11 protein-coding genes, 5 tRNA genes and 1 rRNA gene are annotated in these 17,270 nt (G+C 46.3%); all 17 read left to right on the top strand.

The annotated features are described in order from the left end of the window. Positions 1–80 (top strand): 23S ribosomal RNA (locus OCV96_RS16975); the annotation flags it as partial. A 154-nt stretch (positions 81–234) separates the two neighbouring features. Next, positions 235–306 (top strand) — tRNA-Asn (locus tag OCV96_RS16970). A gap of 26 nt (positions 307–332) precedes the next feature. Further along, positions 333–404: transfer RNA gene (locus tag OCV96_RS16965), tRNA-Glu, on the top strand. 31 nt (positions 405–435) lie between these two features. Further along, positions 436–509, top strand: a tRNA-Ile gene (locus OCV96_RS16960). Positions 510–548: 39 nt separating this feature from the next. Continuing rightward, positions 549–622, top strand: a tRNA-Asp gene (locus tag OCV96_RS16955). 24 nt (positions 623–646) lie between these two features. Then, a tRNA-Val gene (locus OCV96_RS16950) sits at positions 647–719 on the top strand. Positions 720–865: 146 nt separating this feature from the next. Continuing rightward, the gene (locus OCV96_RS16945) at positions 866–1,243 is read left to right on the top strand and encodes a hypothetical protein (RefSeq protein ID WP_118669670.1); all 378 of its coding nucleotides are present in this window, start codon (positions 866–868) and stop codon (positions 1,241–1,243) included. 58 nt (positions 1,244–1,301) lie between these two features. Next, positions 1,302–2,333, top strand: a complete 1,032-nt coding sequence (locus OCV96_RS16940; RefSeq protein WP_262595015.1) for an extracellular solute-binding protein — start codon at positions 1,302–1,304, stop codon at positions 2,331–2,333. After that, entirely contained in the window at positions 2,330–4,051 is a 1,722-nt protein-coding gene (locus OCV96_RS16935; RefSeq protein WP_262595014.1) for a cache domain-containing sensor histidine kinase, read from the top strand. Before OCV96_RS16940 ends, OCV96_RS16935 begins: the two co-directional genes overlap by 4 nt. Before the next feature lie 108 nt (positions 4,052–4,159). After that, complete coding sequence (locus tag OCV96_RS16930) at positions 4,160–4,924, top strand: response regulator transcription factor (protein ID WP_262595013.1); 765 nt, start codon at positions 4,160–4,162, stop codon at positions 4,922–4,924. 211 nt (positions 4,925–5,135) lie between these two features. Further along, positions 5,136–6,560 carry a hypothetical protein gene (locus OCV96_RS16925; protein ID WP_262595012.1) on the top strand — a complete coding sequence of 475 codons (1,425 nt, stop codon included), beginning with the start codon at positions 5,136–5,138 and terminating at the stop codon, positions 6,558–6,560. A gap of 152 nt (positions 6,561–6,712) precedes the next feature. Further along, positions 6,713–8,542, top strand: a complete 1,830-nt coding sequence (locus OCV96_RS16920) for an ABC transporter permease (RefSeq protein ID WP_118505484.1) — start codon at positions 6,713–6,715, stop codon at positions 8,540–8,542. A 2-nt stretch (positions 8,543–8,544) separates the two neighbouring features. Continuing rightward, positions 8,545–10,191: an ABC transporter ATP-binding protein gene (locus OCV96_RS16915; RefSeq protein ID WP_262595011.1), complete on the top strand. Its 1,647-nt coding sequence runs from the start codon at positions 8,545–8,547 to the stop codon at positions 10,189–10,191. A 219-nt stretch (positions 10,192–10,410) separates the two neighbouring features. Next, positions 10,411–11,535 carry a metallophosphoesterase family protein gene (locus OCV96_RS16910; RefSeq protein WP_262595010.1) on the top strand — a complete coding sequence of 375 codons (1,125 nt, stop codon included), beginning with the start codon at positions 10,411–10,413 and terminating at the stop codon, positions 11,533–11,535. Next, positions 11,532–14,162, top strand: a complete 2,631-nt coding sequence (locus OCV96_RS16905; protein WP_262595008.1) for an AAA family ATPase — start codon at positions 11,532–11,534, stop codon at positions 14,160–14,162. Before OCV96_RS16910 ends, OCV96_RS16905 begins: the two co-directional genes overlap by 4 nt. Before the next feature lie 104 nt (positions 14,163–14,266). Then, positions 14,267–15,493 (top strand): BMP family ABC transporter substrate-binding protein, encoded by a 1,227-nt coding sequence (locus tag OCV96_RS16900; protein ID WP_262595007.1) that lies wholly within the window; start codon positions 14,267–14,269, stop codon positions 15,491–15,493. Positions 15,494–15,504: 11 nt separating this feature from the next. Further along, a complete protein-coding gene (locus OCV96_RS16895; protein ID WP_227733212.1) occupies positions 15,505–17,205 on the top strand; it encodes a methyl-accepting chemotaxis protein in 1,701 nt (566 codons plus the stop codon). Positions 17,206–17,270: the final 65 nt, after the last annotated feature.

Genomic DNA, 17,270 nt, shown 5'->3' with positions numbered 1-17,270 from the left:
CTACGAGGTAGATAGGAATGAGGTGTAAGCACAGCAATGTGTTCAGCTGACATTTACTAATCGGTCGAGGGCTTGACCAATGGTTTTGGATAGGAAAAGGATGTAAGTTAAGGTATAAGAGATAGAGTTTCAGTGTTCGGTTTTGAGGGAACAAAATTCCCTTTATAAGTAGCTTGGCAATGCACGGAAAATGCGAAGCATTTTCTTAAATGGCTTTGCTACGCAAAGACATTTTCCTCGATAGCTCAATGGTAGAGCACTCGGCTGTTAACCGAGTTGTTGTAGGTTCGAGCCCTACTCGGGGAGTTTTTTCATAAGAAAATAAATATTGCGGCTCCATGGTCAAGCGGTTAAGACATCGCCCTTTCACGGCGGTAACACGGGTTCGATTCCCGTTGGAGTCATCTGATCACAGATCAGTCCCGAAAGGGTTGCGGACCTTTAGCTCAGTTGGTTAGAGCAACCGGCTCATAACCGGTCGGTCCTGGGTTCGAGTCCCCGAAGGTCCACTGAAAGCAGTTCATTTTCATAAGATAAATAATAAATATGGCCCAGTGGCTCAGTTGGTTAGAGCGTCGCCCTGTCACGGCGAAGGTCGTCGGTTCGAGTCCGATCTGGGTCGCTAAAGATTTTCATTAATCTTTATGGGGTCTTAGCTCAGCTGGGAGAGCATCTGCCTTACAAGCAGAGGGTCATAGGTTCGAGCCCTATAGGCCCCATTTTTATACTCAAAAATTTGTGTCGTCTTTATGCATTTGCATAGAGGCTTTTTTTATTTCTTTATTTAGTCCCCGTGCCGCATTGACGAACAACAAAAGAATCGTTATGATGGAGTAATACAAGTATCGGAAAGGTGGCAGACACCATGGAACAGCGTATTTTGCAATATCGAAAAAGTATTGATGAATGGTTGGAGAAAACGGAACAGAGCGCACAAGTTTCACAGGAAATTTTGCGTGACAAGATGGAAGAACATTTGAACCAGATAGGATTTTTCCAACATGAGAGACTGATTCATCTGATTGTGACAGTGACTTTTGCACTACTGGAGATGCTGGCAATTCTTTTGAACGTGATTTCCGACAGCCTTTTTTCACTCTTACTTCCGGTGGTGATTCTGATTTTGCTTGTTCCGTATATTCGTCACTACTATATTTTGGAAAATGAAGTGCAGAAAATGTATGTGCAGTACGACCGAATGCTTAGGATTTGTCGGATGACAGAGAGTAGTGGTACCTCATAAGTAGAAAAATGGATGAAGGCACCAAATTAAAAAAGGAAGAGAAGAATAAGGGTAAAATATGGGGACAATGAGTAGGAAATGCAGCGGAATTGCCGGCATTCTGACAATGGCAGGAGCAATGCTTTTGTTTACCGGATGTAGTCAGACGCAGGAAGAAATCTATCAGATTCCGGAGGATAAAAAGCTTGTTATCTATACTTCGCATAAAGAGGATGTATACGAACCGATCATTAAAGAATTTGAAGAACGTACCGGTATTTTTGTAGAATTGAAAGCAGGAGATACGATAGCACTTTTTGATGAATTACAGCAAGACGAGCCGGGGACATTTGATGTTATGTTTGGCGGTGGAATTGAAAGCTTTGAAGAATGCAGAGATTATTTTCAGCCATACACGGTCAGTGAGGCGGAACGGATTCAGGAGCAATATCGCGCAGAGGAAGATGTCTACACTCCTTTTTCTGTATTACCGACTGTTTTTATCTATAATAATAAGCTGGTTTATCCTGTAGCTGCGCCTAAGACCTGGGCAGAGCTTCAGACAGATCGTTGGGAAGGGAAAATTGCATTTGCGGATCCAACAAAGTCGGGAAGCAGTTATACAGCACTTTGCACTATGCTGCAAGTACTGGATGAAGATGAGGAGACGATTTTGCGCAACTTCTGTGATACCTTGGATGGCAATATTTCTGCATCATCCGGGGAAGTATTGGAGGAAGTAAACGCAGGAACGAGGCTGGTGGGAATCACCAGTGAAGGCATGGCCAGGCAGAAAATTCTGGAAGGAGAGGACATTACTGTAATTTATCCGCAGGACGGAACCAGTGCGATTCCGGATGCAACTGCGATTGTAAAAGGATGCAGGCATCCGGAGAATGCAAAAGCTTTTTTGGAGTTTACGGTAAGTACGGATGTACAAAGACTGGTGGAAGAAAAATTTTTCCGCAGAACAGTTCGAAATGATATGGATGAATACGCAATTCAGGAAAAAAATAAGTTAAAGGCAATTGATTATGATATTCAATGGGCTGCACGGGAAAAAGAAAATATCCTGACTGCGTGGGAGAGACTGCAAGAGGAAAACAGATGAAAAAATGGATAAAAAAGTCATTTCACAGACAACTGTTATTCTGTTTTGCTGTGGTAGCACTGTTCCCTTTGTTGCTGTTCGGCGTATCTCTCATTCAGACTATGGAGACGAAGATCAACAGTGATTATGAAAAAAGAGTGACAGAGCAGGCAGAACAAATAGATGCCGGTGTGCTTCATCTTTTTAAAAATTTCGAGGAAACAGTAGAAAGCATTAATGCGAACAGTAAAATCGTGGGGCAGATCAATGAAGAAGATTCCTGGTCAAAGAGTAAGATTTATCTGCAATTTTACCGGGAAGTGTCAGGGTTACGGGAGTATGCGCAGGTTGACCTGTATGATAAAACCGGAAAATGTATTTATACCACAGCTCAGGGAAATGCCGGAACAGATTTGCCGGTATACTGGGGCATTCTGAAGGCCGTCGAAGAAAGTGAAGAAAACCTGGTTCTGCGCAGGGCGGAGCCTAATGATAAAGATATTTTGATGTATGCTGCAGGGAAACTGCTCGGGAAGGAGAATACCTTAGAGGGCTACATCGTTATCGGCATGCGGGCTGAAAATTTTGAAAAACTGCTCTATGATAACGGAAACAGTAAGGCGGAAGTCGCCTTTTTAGATTCCTATTGGCGAACGATTTTTGAAAGCGGTAATCTGCAGACTGACAAGATTAGAGAAGAGCTGATGAAGGGACATAAGTTACTGGGGGTTTATCGCGCAGGAGAATTGTTGATAGAACCTTTGGGAAATACCGGATTATATACGGTAATGGCATGTCCAAGTGTATTTTCCACGGAAGTACTGAATTCCATGTACAGTGTACTTACCGTAATGCTGATCATCAGTATTTTATTGTGTGTAGGTGTGGCATCCCATGTAGGCAGAAATATGACGCGCCCCGTCGAACGGATGAATACTGCCATGCGCACTTTGCAGGAGGGAGACCTGACTGTAAGGATCGCTTCCGACAGAGAAGATGAGCTGGGGCAGATGTCAAGGAATTTTAATATCATGGCAAATGAACTGGAACAGAATGTGCAGGAGAAGATAGAGAAGCAGAAAGAACTTAATGCATCTCACATTGCCATGATGCAGGCACAGCTGAACCCCCATTTTCTGTACAATACGCTGGATACCATGAAATGGGTGGCAAAGGCCAATCATATTCCGGAGATTGCGACCATGGCAGCCGGATTGGCCAAGATTCTGCGGACCAGTATCTCCAAGAGGCAGTTTATCTGTCTCAGGGAAGAACTGGAGCTGGTGAATTGCTATGTAGATATCCAAAAAATTCGTTTCAATGATAAGTTTTCCTATTCCGTGGAAATGGAAGAAGGACTGGAAGATTGTGTAATCCCGAAACTGATTATTCAGCCGATTGTAGAGAATTCAGTGTTACACGGATTAAAAGAGAGCGAAGAGGGAAATATCCATGTGCGGATTACAGGGAAGACCGGTGTACTCTGCATTGAGGTGACTGACGATGGCTGCGGAGCTCCGGATGATTTAATGGAGGCAATCAATCACAGGAGACAGGAGCAGCTTGTGGGACATATCGGAGTATCAAATGTTGACACCATTATCAGGCTGACTTACGGTGAGGAATACGGTATTTACATGGAAAAATCGGATGGAAATATCCAAACTACAAAGGATGGTAAGGAATCCGGAGGTACCAGGGTGACATTGCGACTGCCGGTCAGAAGAGAAAAAGCCTGAAAAGGAAGCAGCAAAGAGAATAATTCAAGAGAGTGATTCAGAGGGGAAAGACGAAAAGGAAAGAAAAACAAAAGACATAGGGTGCAAAAGACAGGGAGGAATTGGGTTATGTACAAAGTAATCGTAATAGATGATGAAATGTTGGTGCGACGGGGAATCGTGATGGAGACAGACTGGCAGGCACTGAACTGCGTAGTAGTGGCGGAAGCCGGCAACGGAATCGAAGGACTGGAAGCCGTGCGGAAATATCATCCGGATCTGCTGATCTGCGATATCCGTATGCCCAAAATGGACGGTATCGAAATGCTGAAGGAACTGCGGGCAGAAGGCAATGATGTCAGTGTGATTTTTTTAACCGCATACAGTGATTTTTCCTATGCACAGAGTGCCCTGAAGCTGTTTGCAAGTGATTATCTGTTAAAACCCTTCGGGGACGGAGAGCTGGAGCAGGCAGTGAATAATGCATTGGATAAACGGAAAAAGACACAGGAACGTGAGGAAAAGGCTGGCGATGATCAGCTTCCGGAGTTGGTACTGAACAAAGGCGACAAGAGCAAATACGTCATGGCCGCAGTGGATTATATTACCGAACATTATGAAAATCCTGAGTTATGCGTGTCAGAGATCGCAGAACATGTGGGAATCAGCGAGGGACATTTAAGTCATACTTTCAAAAAGGAGACGGATTATACGGTGGCGGCTTATATTACCAGAGTGCGGATGCGGACAGCCATGAAATTATTAAATGACTGCAGAAATAAAGTCTATGAGGTGGCAGAGCAGGTGGGATATCGTGATATTGCACATTTTTCCAGCAGCTTTAAGCGGATTGTTGGTGTTACTCCTTCCGAATACCAGGATAGAAGCATGTAAAGCTAAAAAGATGCACAAAAGAAACAATAAAATAGCAGAAAAACTATACATAGTATCAGAAATATTAAAATAATAACAGTTTTGCCTTATACAAATTGCTGAATTCCCAACGTATAATAGAATCATCAGAACGGAAGTGGGAAACATCCCATTCCAAGTACGTGAACCATGAAGGGTTATACAAACTATATGTTTCAAGGGAGGACAGCATATGAAGAAAAGAGTAGTATCGTTACTTATGATCTGTGCACTGAGTGTTGGTATGTTAGCCGGATGCGGCAGCAGCGAGACCCAGAACCAGGCAACTGGAAGCGCAGATAACACACAGACAGCCGGAACCGAGACGGTGGCAGAGACCAAGACCCCGGAGGTAGCCGACGACGCAAATCTTACTGCAACTCAGCAGATCATCAAACAGGCAGAAGGAATGACCCTGGAAGAACTGGCACAGAAAGCCATAGAGGAATCCAACGGCAAGACCTTCTACGGTGTGGGTAACTCCAGCCGCGGTAAAGCAGCATTACCCCTGTTTATTGAGTATCTGCAGTCTATCGATCCTTCTTACAGCATGGAATTTGACTGGCAGCAGCCCAAGAACAACAAGATTTTCGAGCAGCTGACCGCAGATTCCCTGAAACCGGAAGGAACCTTCGCAATGACTCTGATCCAGGATGGTAATCAGATCGAATCCAAGATGACACAGACCGGAATACTGGATACCTTTATTCCTAAGGAATGGGCAGAAGCCAACGGAACCACTCCCGACGCAGTGGACGGTTACCTTGCATTACAGACCTTGAATAAAGTATTCGAATATAACTGCACCGGCAGCAAAGTATATGACAACTGCTGGGACTTCGTGGCAGAAGATACCCATGCACTGTTCATGGATATTGATTCTGAAGTTGTAGGTAAGAACTTCCTGTACATGCTGACCGAAGACAAATATGCAGCCATGTTAAAGGATGCCTTTAATGCATTACCCGCTGATGAGCAGGCTTACTTCCAGCCCACGATTGATGAGATGGAATCCGAAGCAAATGATTTAGGCTTAGGCGCCGATGGAAAATATGCCCTGGCATGGATCAAACTCTGGGTAGGCAGCTACAATGCCCAGACCGATGACGGACCTATCTGCAATACCCTGGTATCCGATTCCGCTACCGATCAGTGTGGACTGTTAGTATACAGTAAGCTGCGCTCCGTAGAAGAGTCCGCAGGTGTATCTGTGAACAATATCAAGGTTGCCGCTTATCAGGATGGCTATAAGGGAATTGGTGGCTACGGCTACTGCCATTATCTGTTTGTTACCGATAACAGCCCGCTGCCCTGGACTGCATGTGCTTTCATCGCATACATGACCTGTACGGAAGACGGCTTCAGCGCATGGGGCAAAGACATGGGCGGTTATTCCGCTAACCCTGAAGTGGCAAAGGCAATCGAAGCTACCTATCAGCACAGCACCGGCGGTAATGATGAGAACGGTAATGTTGTATACGAGAGCAAAAATGACAGAGGCTTCGACTGGTGGTCTACCGATGGCGAACTGGTGCTGGAAGATCCTGAGTACTGCGCATCCGTATCCTTCACGGTAGGAAGCTGGATCGAGCTGTTACCGAAGTATACTGCTGAGTGATATGAGTGATATATGATATAAAATAGTGACTATTCGTCCTGTCAGAATAAGAAAATCTGCTACATCATGCCTGCATGTAAGTAGCAGTTTTCTTATTCGCAGGGGGAATGGTTTACAGGACCAAAAGCTTGTATTGGGAAGAGAGGTTAACCATGAATCAGAGTGCCACAAAAAAAACAAGCAAGATGGTGATTGTTCTGAACAAGATCAAGACGTATTTCTCCAAGCCACAAAATATCATTCTGCTTCTGTTTGGTATTGTACTTACTTTTACCACAGTGGCGCCGATCGTGGCAATCGTCGAGGATACCTTCAAGATTCATCCGGGCACCATCGATGCACATCTTACCGGAAAGGCAGGCGGGTATTCCGTTGCCAACTATGCGGATCTGTTCACCAGTAAACTGGCGAGAACAAATCTGTGGACACCGCTGTTAAATACCGTGCTTCTGGCAGTATTTACCTGCCTGATCTCCATTTTGTTCGGCGGCTTGTTCGCATTCTTAATTACGAGGACCAATTTAAAATGTAAAAAATATTTAAGCTCCATTTTTATTTTCCCCTACATCATGCCCCAGTGGACACTGGCAGTGGTATGGCAGAATGTATTCAACAGTAATGCAGTCACCGGAACCTCCAACGGACTGCTGGCATCTCTTTTTAATATTACGATGCCTAAATGGTGGTGCCTGGGGCTGTTCCCCAGTGCAGTAGTATTGGGACTGCATTACGCCCCCTTTGCCTACATCCTGATCGGCGGTATCTTCCGCAACATGGATGCCAATCTGGAGGAAGCAGCGACGATCCTGGATACACCGAAGTGGAAGACCATGTTCCGCATTACCTTACCTATGGTAAAACCGGCGATTCTTTCCACGATCTTGCTGGTATTCGGAAGCGCCATGGGAAGTTATCCCGTACCGCACTACCTGGGACTGACCACTCTGTCCACCAAGTATATCTCCATGAACTCCAAGTATACCGGGGAAGCCAGTATTCTTGCCATCATCATGATGATCTTCGGTGTGGCGATCCTGTTAATGAACCAGATGAGTTTAAAGAGCCGTAAGAATTATACGACGGTTACCGGTAAATCCGGACAGATCTCCAAGATTAACTTAGGAAAAGTCGGGAAATATCTGATCGCGGTCATCCTGATCGTCATCACCTTCTTCACCAGTATTTTCCCGATCCTGTCCTTCGCACTGGAGACTTTCCTTCCGAATCCGGGAGATTACAGTTTCCTGTATACCATGGATTCCGGTGCTCTGACCACCAAGTGGTGGCTGACGGATAACAACGGAGCCGGTGCTCTGTACGGACAGCCCGGTATTCTTCACAATCCGCTGATCTGGAGAGCATTCAAGGGAACAATGTTAGTTGCTGTCTGCTGTGCTCTGATCGCAGGTACCATCGGTACCCTGATCGGTTATGCGGTATCCAAGAACCGGAGAAGCAAGTGGGCGAATTACGTCAACGGTGTGGCATTCCTGCCGTACCTGATGCCGTCCCTGGCAGTGGGCGCAGCGTTCTTCATCCTGTTCTCCAATGACAAGATCAACCTGTTCAATACTTACACATTGTTGATCATCGCAGGCGTGATCAAGTACATTCCTTTCGCCAGCAGAAGTGCACTGAACTCCATGCTGCAGCTGTCGGGAGAGATCGAGGAAGCGGCCATCATCCAGGATATTCCCTGGTACAAGCGGATGCTGCGGATCATCATTCCAATCCAGAAGTCTTCCATTATCAACGGATATATGCTTCCGTTCATGACCTGTCTGCGAGAGCTGTCCCTGTTTTTACTGTTATGTACGCAGGGCTTTATTCTCTCCACGACACTGGATTATTTCGATGAGATGGGACTGTATGCATTCTCCAGCGCCATCAACCTGATCCTGATCGTAACGATCCTGATCTTTAACACTTTGGTAAATAAACTGACCGGGTCCAGCCTGGATGAAGGTATCGGAGGTAAATAACTATGCCGGAAATCAAATTAACACATGTTACAAAACGTTGGGGAAAATTCTATGCGGTAGATGATCTGAGTCTGGATATGGAGGATAATTCCTTTATCACTCTGCTTGGTCCCTCCGGTTGCGGTAAGACCACTACCTTACGTATGATCGCCGGTCTGGAGACCCCTACCAGCGGGCAGATCAAGATCGGAGACCGGGTGGTATTCGATAGTGAAGCGGGGATCAATGTTCCCGCAAATAAGAGAAAAGTCGGATTTCTGTTCCAAAACTACGCACTATGGCCGAATATGACGGTATACCAGAACATCTCCTTCGGACTGGGAAATATCAAGGAAGAACTTCCCGTGATTGATGAGGAAGCCAAAGCTTTAAAAAGCATGATCAAGGCACTGGAGAATCCGGGAGAGCTGGTAAAACTCATTGAGGAATGCAGAGATAAAAAGGGAAAATTAGACCTGGATATGGTCTATCTGAAGCTGATCGATAATTACACCATTTCTATCTATACTGCAAAGGAGCTGTATAATTACAAGCTCCATGAGGCAGCTGACAAAGAAAGTGCATCAAAACAAAAGAAGCAGGAACTGACTGCAAAATTGGACAGCATCCTGGCAGGTCATAAGGAAAAGGGGGAAGAACTTAACGAGAAATTCGAAGTCGTATCCGGTGGCAAGGTAGTAACCAGGGTCAGAAAATATTCCAAGGAAGAGATTGACCTGGCAGTACGCAGAGTATCCCGTATCGTTAAGATCGGAATGTTCATGAATCGTTATCCGGCAGAACTGTCCGGTGGACAGCAGCAGAGAGTTGCCATTGCCAGAACACTGGCGCCGGAACCCCAGGTATTGTTCATGGATGAGCCGCTGTCTAACCTGGACGCGAAACTCCGTCTGGAAATGAGATATGAGTTACAGCGTCTGCATGTGGAGACCGGAAGCACCTTCGTATATGTAACGCATGACCAGATGGAAGCTATGACACTGGCAACGAAGATCTGCCTGATCAACAACGGTGTGTTGCAGCAGTATGAAGCACCGTTGACCGTGTACAGCAGACCCAACAACCTGTTTGTGGCTGATTTCGTAGGAAATCCTTCCATTAATTTTATCGAAGCCAGGGGTGTGCAGAATGAAAACGGCAGCCTGGATGTGACAATCTTAGACGGTAGAAAGGCAAAGTTTGTTCCGAAAGAACACCTGGATCTGCAGAGATGGTTCGCTGAGAGAGATAAGAACGAAGCCGATGAGGCAGCCCGTCACAAAGAGAAAATGCAGGATAAGAAAGCCGTGGAGAAATCCAACAAGGATGAAGTCTTCAAGTATCATATTGCCAGAGTGAACGAAGATGATTATGCACTGCAGGAAGTTCCCGTGATCACCAACGAGGATTTTGTCATCGGTGTACGTCCCGAAGCCCTGCAATTACACGATGGTGCAGGTCTGGACGGCGTGATCTACGGTGCCATGCCCACCGGTATGGAATCCACGATTAAGCTTCGTATCGGTGATTTCCTGTTGACCGGCGTAGTCTTTGGCAATACCGCTTACAAGATCGGTCAGGAAGTGAAGTTCGAGATCGGTGGAGAAGATATTCTGTTATTTGACAGAAAAAGCGGCAAACTTATTACAGCCGGCAGACTGCAGGTATAGTCATAAACATAGGTGATTCAACATCTGAAAAAAACGTATCGGAAAATGAGATCGAATGTCTCACTACCGATACGTTTTTGTTGTAATCGAACAAAGATTCGTATATAATGAATATGTCTGCAAAACGAGAGCATCACAGATGCGGTTTTGCGAATGAGGTTCTGCATAGTTCCAATCTTTTGAAACAGGTGCTACAGGGTTAATGCGGGAGGCAGCAATATGAAAATCATCCATTGTGCGGATATCCATCTGGATTCCAAAATGAGTGCAAATCTGACCAAAGAAAAAGCGAGAGAACGCAAGACGGAATTGCTGACTACTTTTCAGAATATGGTTACCTACGGGGCAGAGCAGGGCGTGGCGGCGATCATAATCGCAGGAGATCTGTTCGATACGAAAAACGTATCCGCTACCGCCCGGAATGTGGTAAAAGACTTAATTCAGGGACATCCCAAAATAGCTTTTTATTACTTACAGGGGAATCATGACGAAGGAAGCTTTACGTCCGGTCTTTCGGAAATTCCGGAGAATCTTCATCTATTTGGGAACAACTGGACAAGCTATGAACTTTCAGGGACGGAGAATACCTCCGGTAAGGGAGTTGCGGTTACTGGGGTGGAACTGACACCGGAAAACAGTGGAAGCATATATAATACGCTGTCACTGGATGTGGATCAATGCAACATTGTAGTCCTGCATGGGCAGGAATCGGAATACAGTGCGAGAGATAAGGCGGAGATCATTCATCTGACGGCATTGAAAAATAAGGGAATTGATTATCTTGCCCTGGGACACATCCACAGCTATAAAAAAGAGCGTCTGGATGCGAGAGGCGTCTATTGTTATCCCGGCTGTCTGGAGGGCAGAGGGTTTGATGAATGCGGAGAGCATGGATTTGTGATGCTTGACATTGATGAGCTGACAGGTACAATTGACAGTACGTTTATTCCTTTCGCATCCCGAAAGCTCTATACCATCCCGGTGGATATTACCGGTTGTGAATCCACGACGGAAATCATGGAACGGATGAGAGCCGAGACAGCCGGGAAAGGTTACCCGGAGAAAAGTCTGATCAAGTATGAACTGGTCGGGAAAATAGATGTGGAAAGTGAAAAGGATATTGACTTTCTGTTACATCAGTTCAGCCACCTTTTTTATTTTGTGAAGATTAAGGACAGCTCTGAGTATCTGGTGGATTATGCTGCTTTTGCAAAGGATAAGTCCTTAAAGGGAGAGTTTATCCGTACTGTCATGGGCAGGGCAGATCTGCCGGAAGAGGACAAGGCGACAGTGATACATTACGGATTGCAGGCACTGGCCGGAGAGGAGATCCTGGACGCATGAAACTGATCAAATGTCACATTGAGAATTTCGGAAAACTAAGTGACTTTACATATGATTTTACAGATGGCTGCAACACCGTCTGTGAGGGAAACGGCTGGGGAAAAAGCACACTGGCAGCATTCTTACGCGTTATGCTGTTCGGATTCCGGAATGAAGGGAAGAGAGACCCGCTGGAAAATGAGAGGAAGAGATACAGTCCCTGGCAAAAGGGCGTCTATGGCGGAGAACTGCGATTCGAAAGTGAAGGAAAGCAATATTCTGTTCGCAGAACCTTCGGAAGTAAAAGCGCAGAAGATGAATTTCAGCTGACAGATACGAAAACAAATCTTCCATGCAGTGATTTTACACAAAATCTGGGAGAAGAGTTGTTCCGGATCGACGCAGGATCCTTTGAACGAACGATTTTTATCTCACAGAATGACTGCGAGACCTTTGTTACGGACGGCATCAATGCCAAGATCGGGAATCTGGCGGAGAATACGGATGATATCAATAATTTTGAGACAGCGGACAAGCGGTTGAACGATCTGTTAAACAGCATGTCTCCATCTCGCAAGACCGGATTGCTCCGTCAGAGCAAGGACCGCATTACGGAACTGAAGACGCAGATCCGTAATGGGCAGGAGATACAGAATACGATGGAAAGTATTGATGCCCGGAAAATGGCAGCAATCGAGGAGAGAGAAAAGCTTTCTGCGGAACTGACAGAACTGCAGGAGAGACAAAAGGAACTGGGAATTTATAAGGATCAACAGGCGAAAAAAGAGAAGTACCTGGATCTGCGTGCAAAAATGGCACAGAGACAGCAGACTTTAAAAGAAGCGGAAAGCTATTTTAACGGCGTGATACCAAAAGAGGAAGAATTACGCGAAAAAGCAGCCGTCTGCAATCAGGGGATTTCTGTCCGCAAGGCAATGGAAATCTATTGCCTGACAGTGGAAGAACAGGCGCAGTGTAAAGATAATTTCCCCATGGTGGACAATGCCCGGCTGGAAGAAAAATATGCTGAGGCACAAGAACTTGAGAGCCTGGAAAGTACGATAAGAAAAAATGCCCTGTCAGGGGAAGAGATCAGACGGTTAGAGGAGCTTTCCGGATATTTTGCGGAAGGAATGCCACAGGAGGCGGAGATCGACAGTGTAAAAAATGCCTGGACGAACCGCAATGAAGGAAAAAGTCTTCTGCAGGCGAAAGAAATACAGCGGAAAACCCTGCAATCCATACAGGCACAGGAAGATGCCAGATGCTTACGGGAGCAGGAAGAAGCAGGTAAAAGGAAAAAAATACTATTGCTTTTTGGCATTCTTTTATCGCTTGGCGGTTTTGTTGTGATCCTGTTGGGACAGGGAGTGATCGGAGGAGTCCTGATCGTACTGGGAATTGCAGCTGTGGCAGCGGCACTGTTGTTTACAGCAGGCAGATCCAAAGTCCAAACGGGAGAAAATACAGAGCTTTCCTATTTGGAACAGGAAATGGAAGAACTTGAGGCACAGGTCCGCATAGAGGAAGAACAGATTGATGATTTCTGCACTCGTTGGGGACTTCGGGAAGGACTGGAACTGACCTCCTGGCTTGTGGAACTGCAGAATAAGAGAAGAGATTACGAGGCACTTTTGGAGCGGCAGAAGCAGGACGGATCGGATGAAAAGACTGCGAGAATTGCCGCATTGCAGAAAGATTTGCAGCAGTTTTTTGCAGAATACGGAGAAGTACTGGAAACACAAAATTATCTTGCGGCATTGCATGAACTGGCGGGAAAGTGCAGACAGAGACAGCTTTTACTGGAAAAACAAAAGAAATATTTACAGCAAAAACAGAAATACGAAGCGCTGGAAGAACAGGTAAAAGACTATTTTGTGTCGTTGCAGCTGATTCCGGAGGAGCACCCGGAAGAACAGCTGGCTGAACTGGAAAGTCATAGAAAGGATTATGAGAAGGAGTTACAAGAATATAGGAGAATCGAGCAGGAGATAAGAGCGTTTGAAGTGAAAGAGGACATTCCGGCACTTCTGGCACTGAAGGTCCCGGAGGGAGAGGAATCCCTGGAAAGTCTGGCAGATGAAATGCAGGTCCTTTCAGAGCGTATGGAAGAATGTTTTCAGACTATCGACAGCTATCAGAAACAACTTTCCGACTTACAGGAATCCTGGGATAATGTGGAGAATATGCAGGAAGAGCTAAAAGCGTTGCAGAAGAAGACAGAGGAAGGATTCAAACAATATGAATTGCTTGGAATGACAAAAAATCTGTTGGAACAGGCAAAAAGTTCGTTCACTGCGAAATATACAGAACCTGTCATGCAGGGGTTCCGGAAATATTACAGAATTCTCACGGGAACGGAATGCGAAAATTATCAGATGGATGCCAATACCAGATTACAGGTGATTGAAGGAAATATGCCCAGAGACATCGGATACCTGAGTCTGGGCAACCGTGACCTGATCGGTATCTGTATGAGACTTGCTTTGGTGGAAGCCATGTATGAGGAACAGAAGCCGTTTTTGATTCTGGATGACCCTTTTGTGAATCTGGATGAGAACCGGACCAAGGGAGCAATGCGGTTCCTTACAGAGATCGCGAAAGAGTATCAGGTGATTTATTTTACCTGCCATGGCAGCAGGGAATAAGGGAAGGCTGTAGTTTATATTTGTAGAATCAACCGATTCTGAGAAATCAGACGGTAGAGATAAGAGATATACATAGACTACAAAAGAGAAAGGGGTACTTGTATATGGGAAGAGGTAAAACAGGAAACTTTTGGAAGGCAGCGGCAATTCTTCTGGGGTGTGCATTACTGACAGGCTGCGGAAATACCGGAGAAGTGGACGATTATGCTACAAACATCGGATATGAGGCAAGGGGTAGCAATGGGACTACGCAGGTGGTGCAGTCGGAAAGCGGCAGCAGCGCAACAACACAGACTGCAGGGATTCCAAAGGAGGAGATCAAGGTAGGGGTTATTCATCTGTCGGATCCGGCAGATGGCAGCGGCTATACGTACACGCATGATCTGGGTATTCAGGGAATGCAGCAGAATCTGGGACTGGACGATGACCAGATCGTCCGCAAGATCAATGTCAATGACGGTGATGCACAGGCTACCAGACAGGCAATTCAGGAATGTATTGATGAGGGATGCAACATCATCTTCACCACCAGCTGGGGTTATATGGAGACTACGGCGGAGATGGCAGAAGAATACCCGGATGTGTATTTTTCCCATGGCACCGGCTACCTGAGCAACGGTAAAAATTTCAACAACTATTTCGGCAGAATTTATCAGGCGAGATATTTGAGCGGTATCGTGGCGGGAATGAATACTTCTTCCAATAAAATCGGGTATGTGGCAGCTATGGATTCTTCCAATTCGGAGGTCACCGGCGGTATTGATGCCTTTGCACTCGGCATCTATTCGGTGAATCCGGACGCAAAGGTATACGTAAAGGTGACAAACAGCTGGTACGATCCCGAGGGAGAAAAAGCTGCGGCACAGACGTTACTGGATATGGGCTGTGATGTGATTGCACAGCATTGTGATACCGTATATCCCCAGACACTGGCACAGGAAAAGGGTGTGTATAGTATCGGATATAATTCGGATATGAGTAAGGATGCTCCACAGTCCTGCCTGTGCAGTGTGGTATGGAACTGGAGTGCTTACTATACGGCAGCAGTGCAGAGCGTCATTGACGGCAGTTGGGACGGCAGCAACTATTACGGCGGCATGAATGAAAATCTGGTGAGCATCACGGATCTGGCGGATTTCTGTGCGGAAGGAACGAAAGAGAAAGTAGAGGAAGCCAAGAAGCAGATTTTATCCGGAGAAAACGGGGTATTTGACGGTGTGATCGAGACCAATACGGGAGAGACTGTGGGCAAAGAAGGAACAACGCTGGATGATGCAACGATCACCGGAGGTATCAACTGGTATTTCAAGACTGTATCTGTGGTAGAATAGGGGGCATTTTCATGAGTATACAAAAAAAGATTCTGTCAATGACCATCGGACCGGTAGTATTGCTGGGACTGTTATCTATCTTTTTTATGCTGACGACGGTACGCAGTTCCATGATGGAGGAAATCGAAGAAGGACTGAAGGGAACTGCTGCGGCAACGCTGGCAGCGTATGACCAGAACACCGGTGACTATATGGAATCCAGTAATGGCGACATCTGGAAAGGCAGCTATAATATCTCCCGTTCTGAGAGCCTGGTGGATCGGATCAGGGACAATACAGGAATGGATGTGACTTTTTTCTACGGGGACCGTCGCATCATGACTTCCGCCGTGGACAGTAACGGAGATCGGATTCTGAATTCTCCGGCAGGAGACAGGATCGTGGAGAAGGTATTACAGAACGGAGAAGAGTATTTCAGCAGTGCGGTATCTCTGGACGGAGTCATGAATTACGGATATTTTATGCCGGTCTATCAGAACGACTCTACGGAAATCATCGGCATGGTATTCGTGGGTGCGAATAAAGAGGACAAGGATGCCGTGGTGAACGGCATGATCTTTGGCATCGGTGCAGCTGTATGTGTGGCGATGATCCTGTGTATGGGCGTGGGACTGAAGCTGGCTACTTCCATCAGCCGGAATATCAAGAAGAGTATCGGTATCATGGGGAAGGTCGCAGAGGGTGATCTGACTGTCTGGGTTGATGACAAGATGTTAAAGAGAAAGGATGAGATCGGAGATCTGTCCCGGGTTACCGTAAAACTGAAGGACACTCTGAAGGGTATCCTGAAAGAAATCTCCCAGAATTCCGCAAGTCTGCTGGAGGCTTCCAGGGCGCTGGGAACTGCGGCGGATACCACCAACGGTACCATGAACGAGGTACAGAGTGCTGTAAATCAGGTCGTAGAGAATTCTACCGAGCAGTCCCGGAATTCCGAGAGTACTTCCGAGAACATGCGGATCATGGGAGATCATATCACCGAGACTTCCACAGAGGTGGATACGTTGAACGCCCATGCGGATTCCATGCAGAAGTCCAGTAAGAAGACAGCAGATACGCTGGCACAGCTGTGCAGTATCAATGAGGAAGTGGAGCGGATCATCGGAGAAGTCAAGGAGCAGACCGACCGCACCAATGTATCGATCCAGAAGATCAATTCCGCAATGGAATTTATCACTTCCATTGCCGAGGAGACGAACCTGTTAAGTCTGAATGCTTCCATCGAAGCGGCAAGAGCAGGAGAGAGCGGAAGAGGATTCGCTGTGGTGGCAGACCAGATCAAAAAGCTGGCAGAACAGTCCAACCAGTCCGGCCATGAGATCGAAGAGACCACCAGAGAACTGATGGAAGATTCCGCCCGGGAAATGGAGATCATGCAGCGGATGCAGGAGATCATCATCGAGCAGAGTGGAAGCATGCAGGAGACCAGAGCCAATGTCTCAGAGGTATTGAAGGAGATTGAAGATTCCATGCAGAGTATCCTGCAGATCAGAGAGAGTACCGGCAGACTGGCTGAGTCCCGTGGAGAAGTCATGGAGGCTGTGGAGAAGCTTTCGCAGATTGCGCATGACAATGTAGATAGTACGCAGCAGACCTATACCGAGACACAGGAGGTTCTGGATACCTTTAAACAGGTATATGACAGTGCCGGACAGCTGAAGAAGATCGCGGATGAACTGGCGCAGAGTATGCAGTACTTCAAGATTCAATAGTTGATTTCGCATAAAATAAAACCAGGGACAGCTTTCGGATGTTTGGATTCGTAAGGCTGTTCCTG

This window comes from Waltera acetigignens (assembly GCF_025567015.1).
GTDB lineage: Bacteria > Bacillota > Clostridia > Lachnospirales > Lachnospiraceae > Acetatifactor > Acetatifactor acetigignens.
The sequence above is the reverse complement of the archived record's forward strand: the minus strand, read 5'-3'. Positions and strand labels throughout refer to the sequence as shown.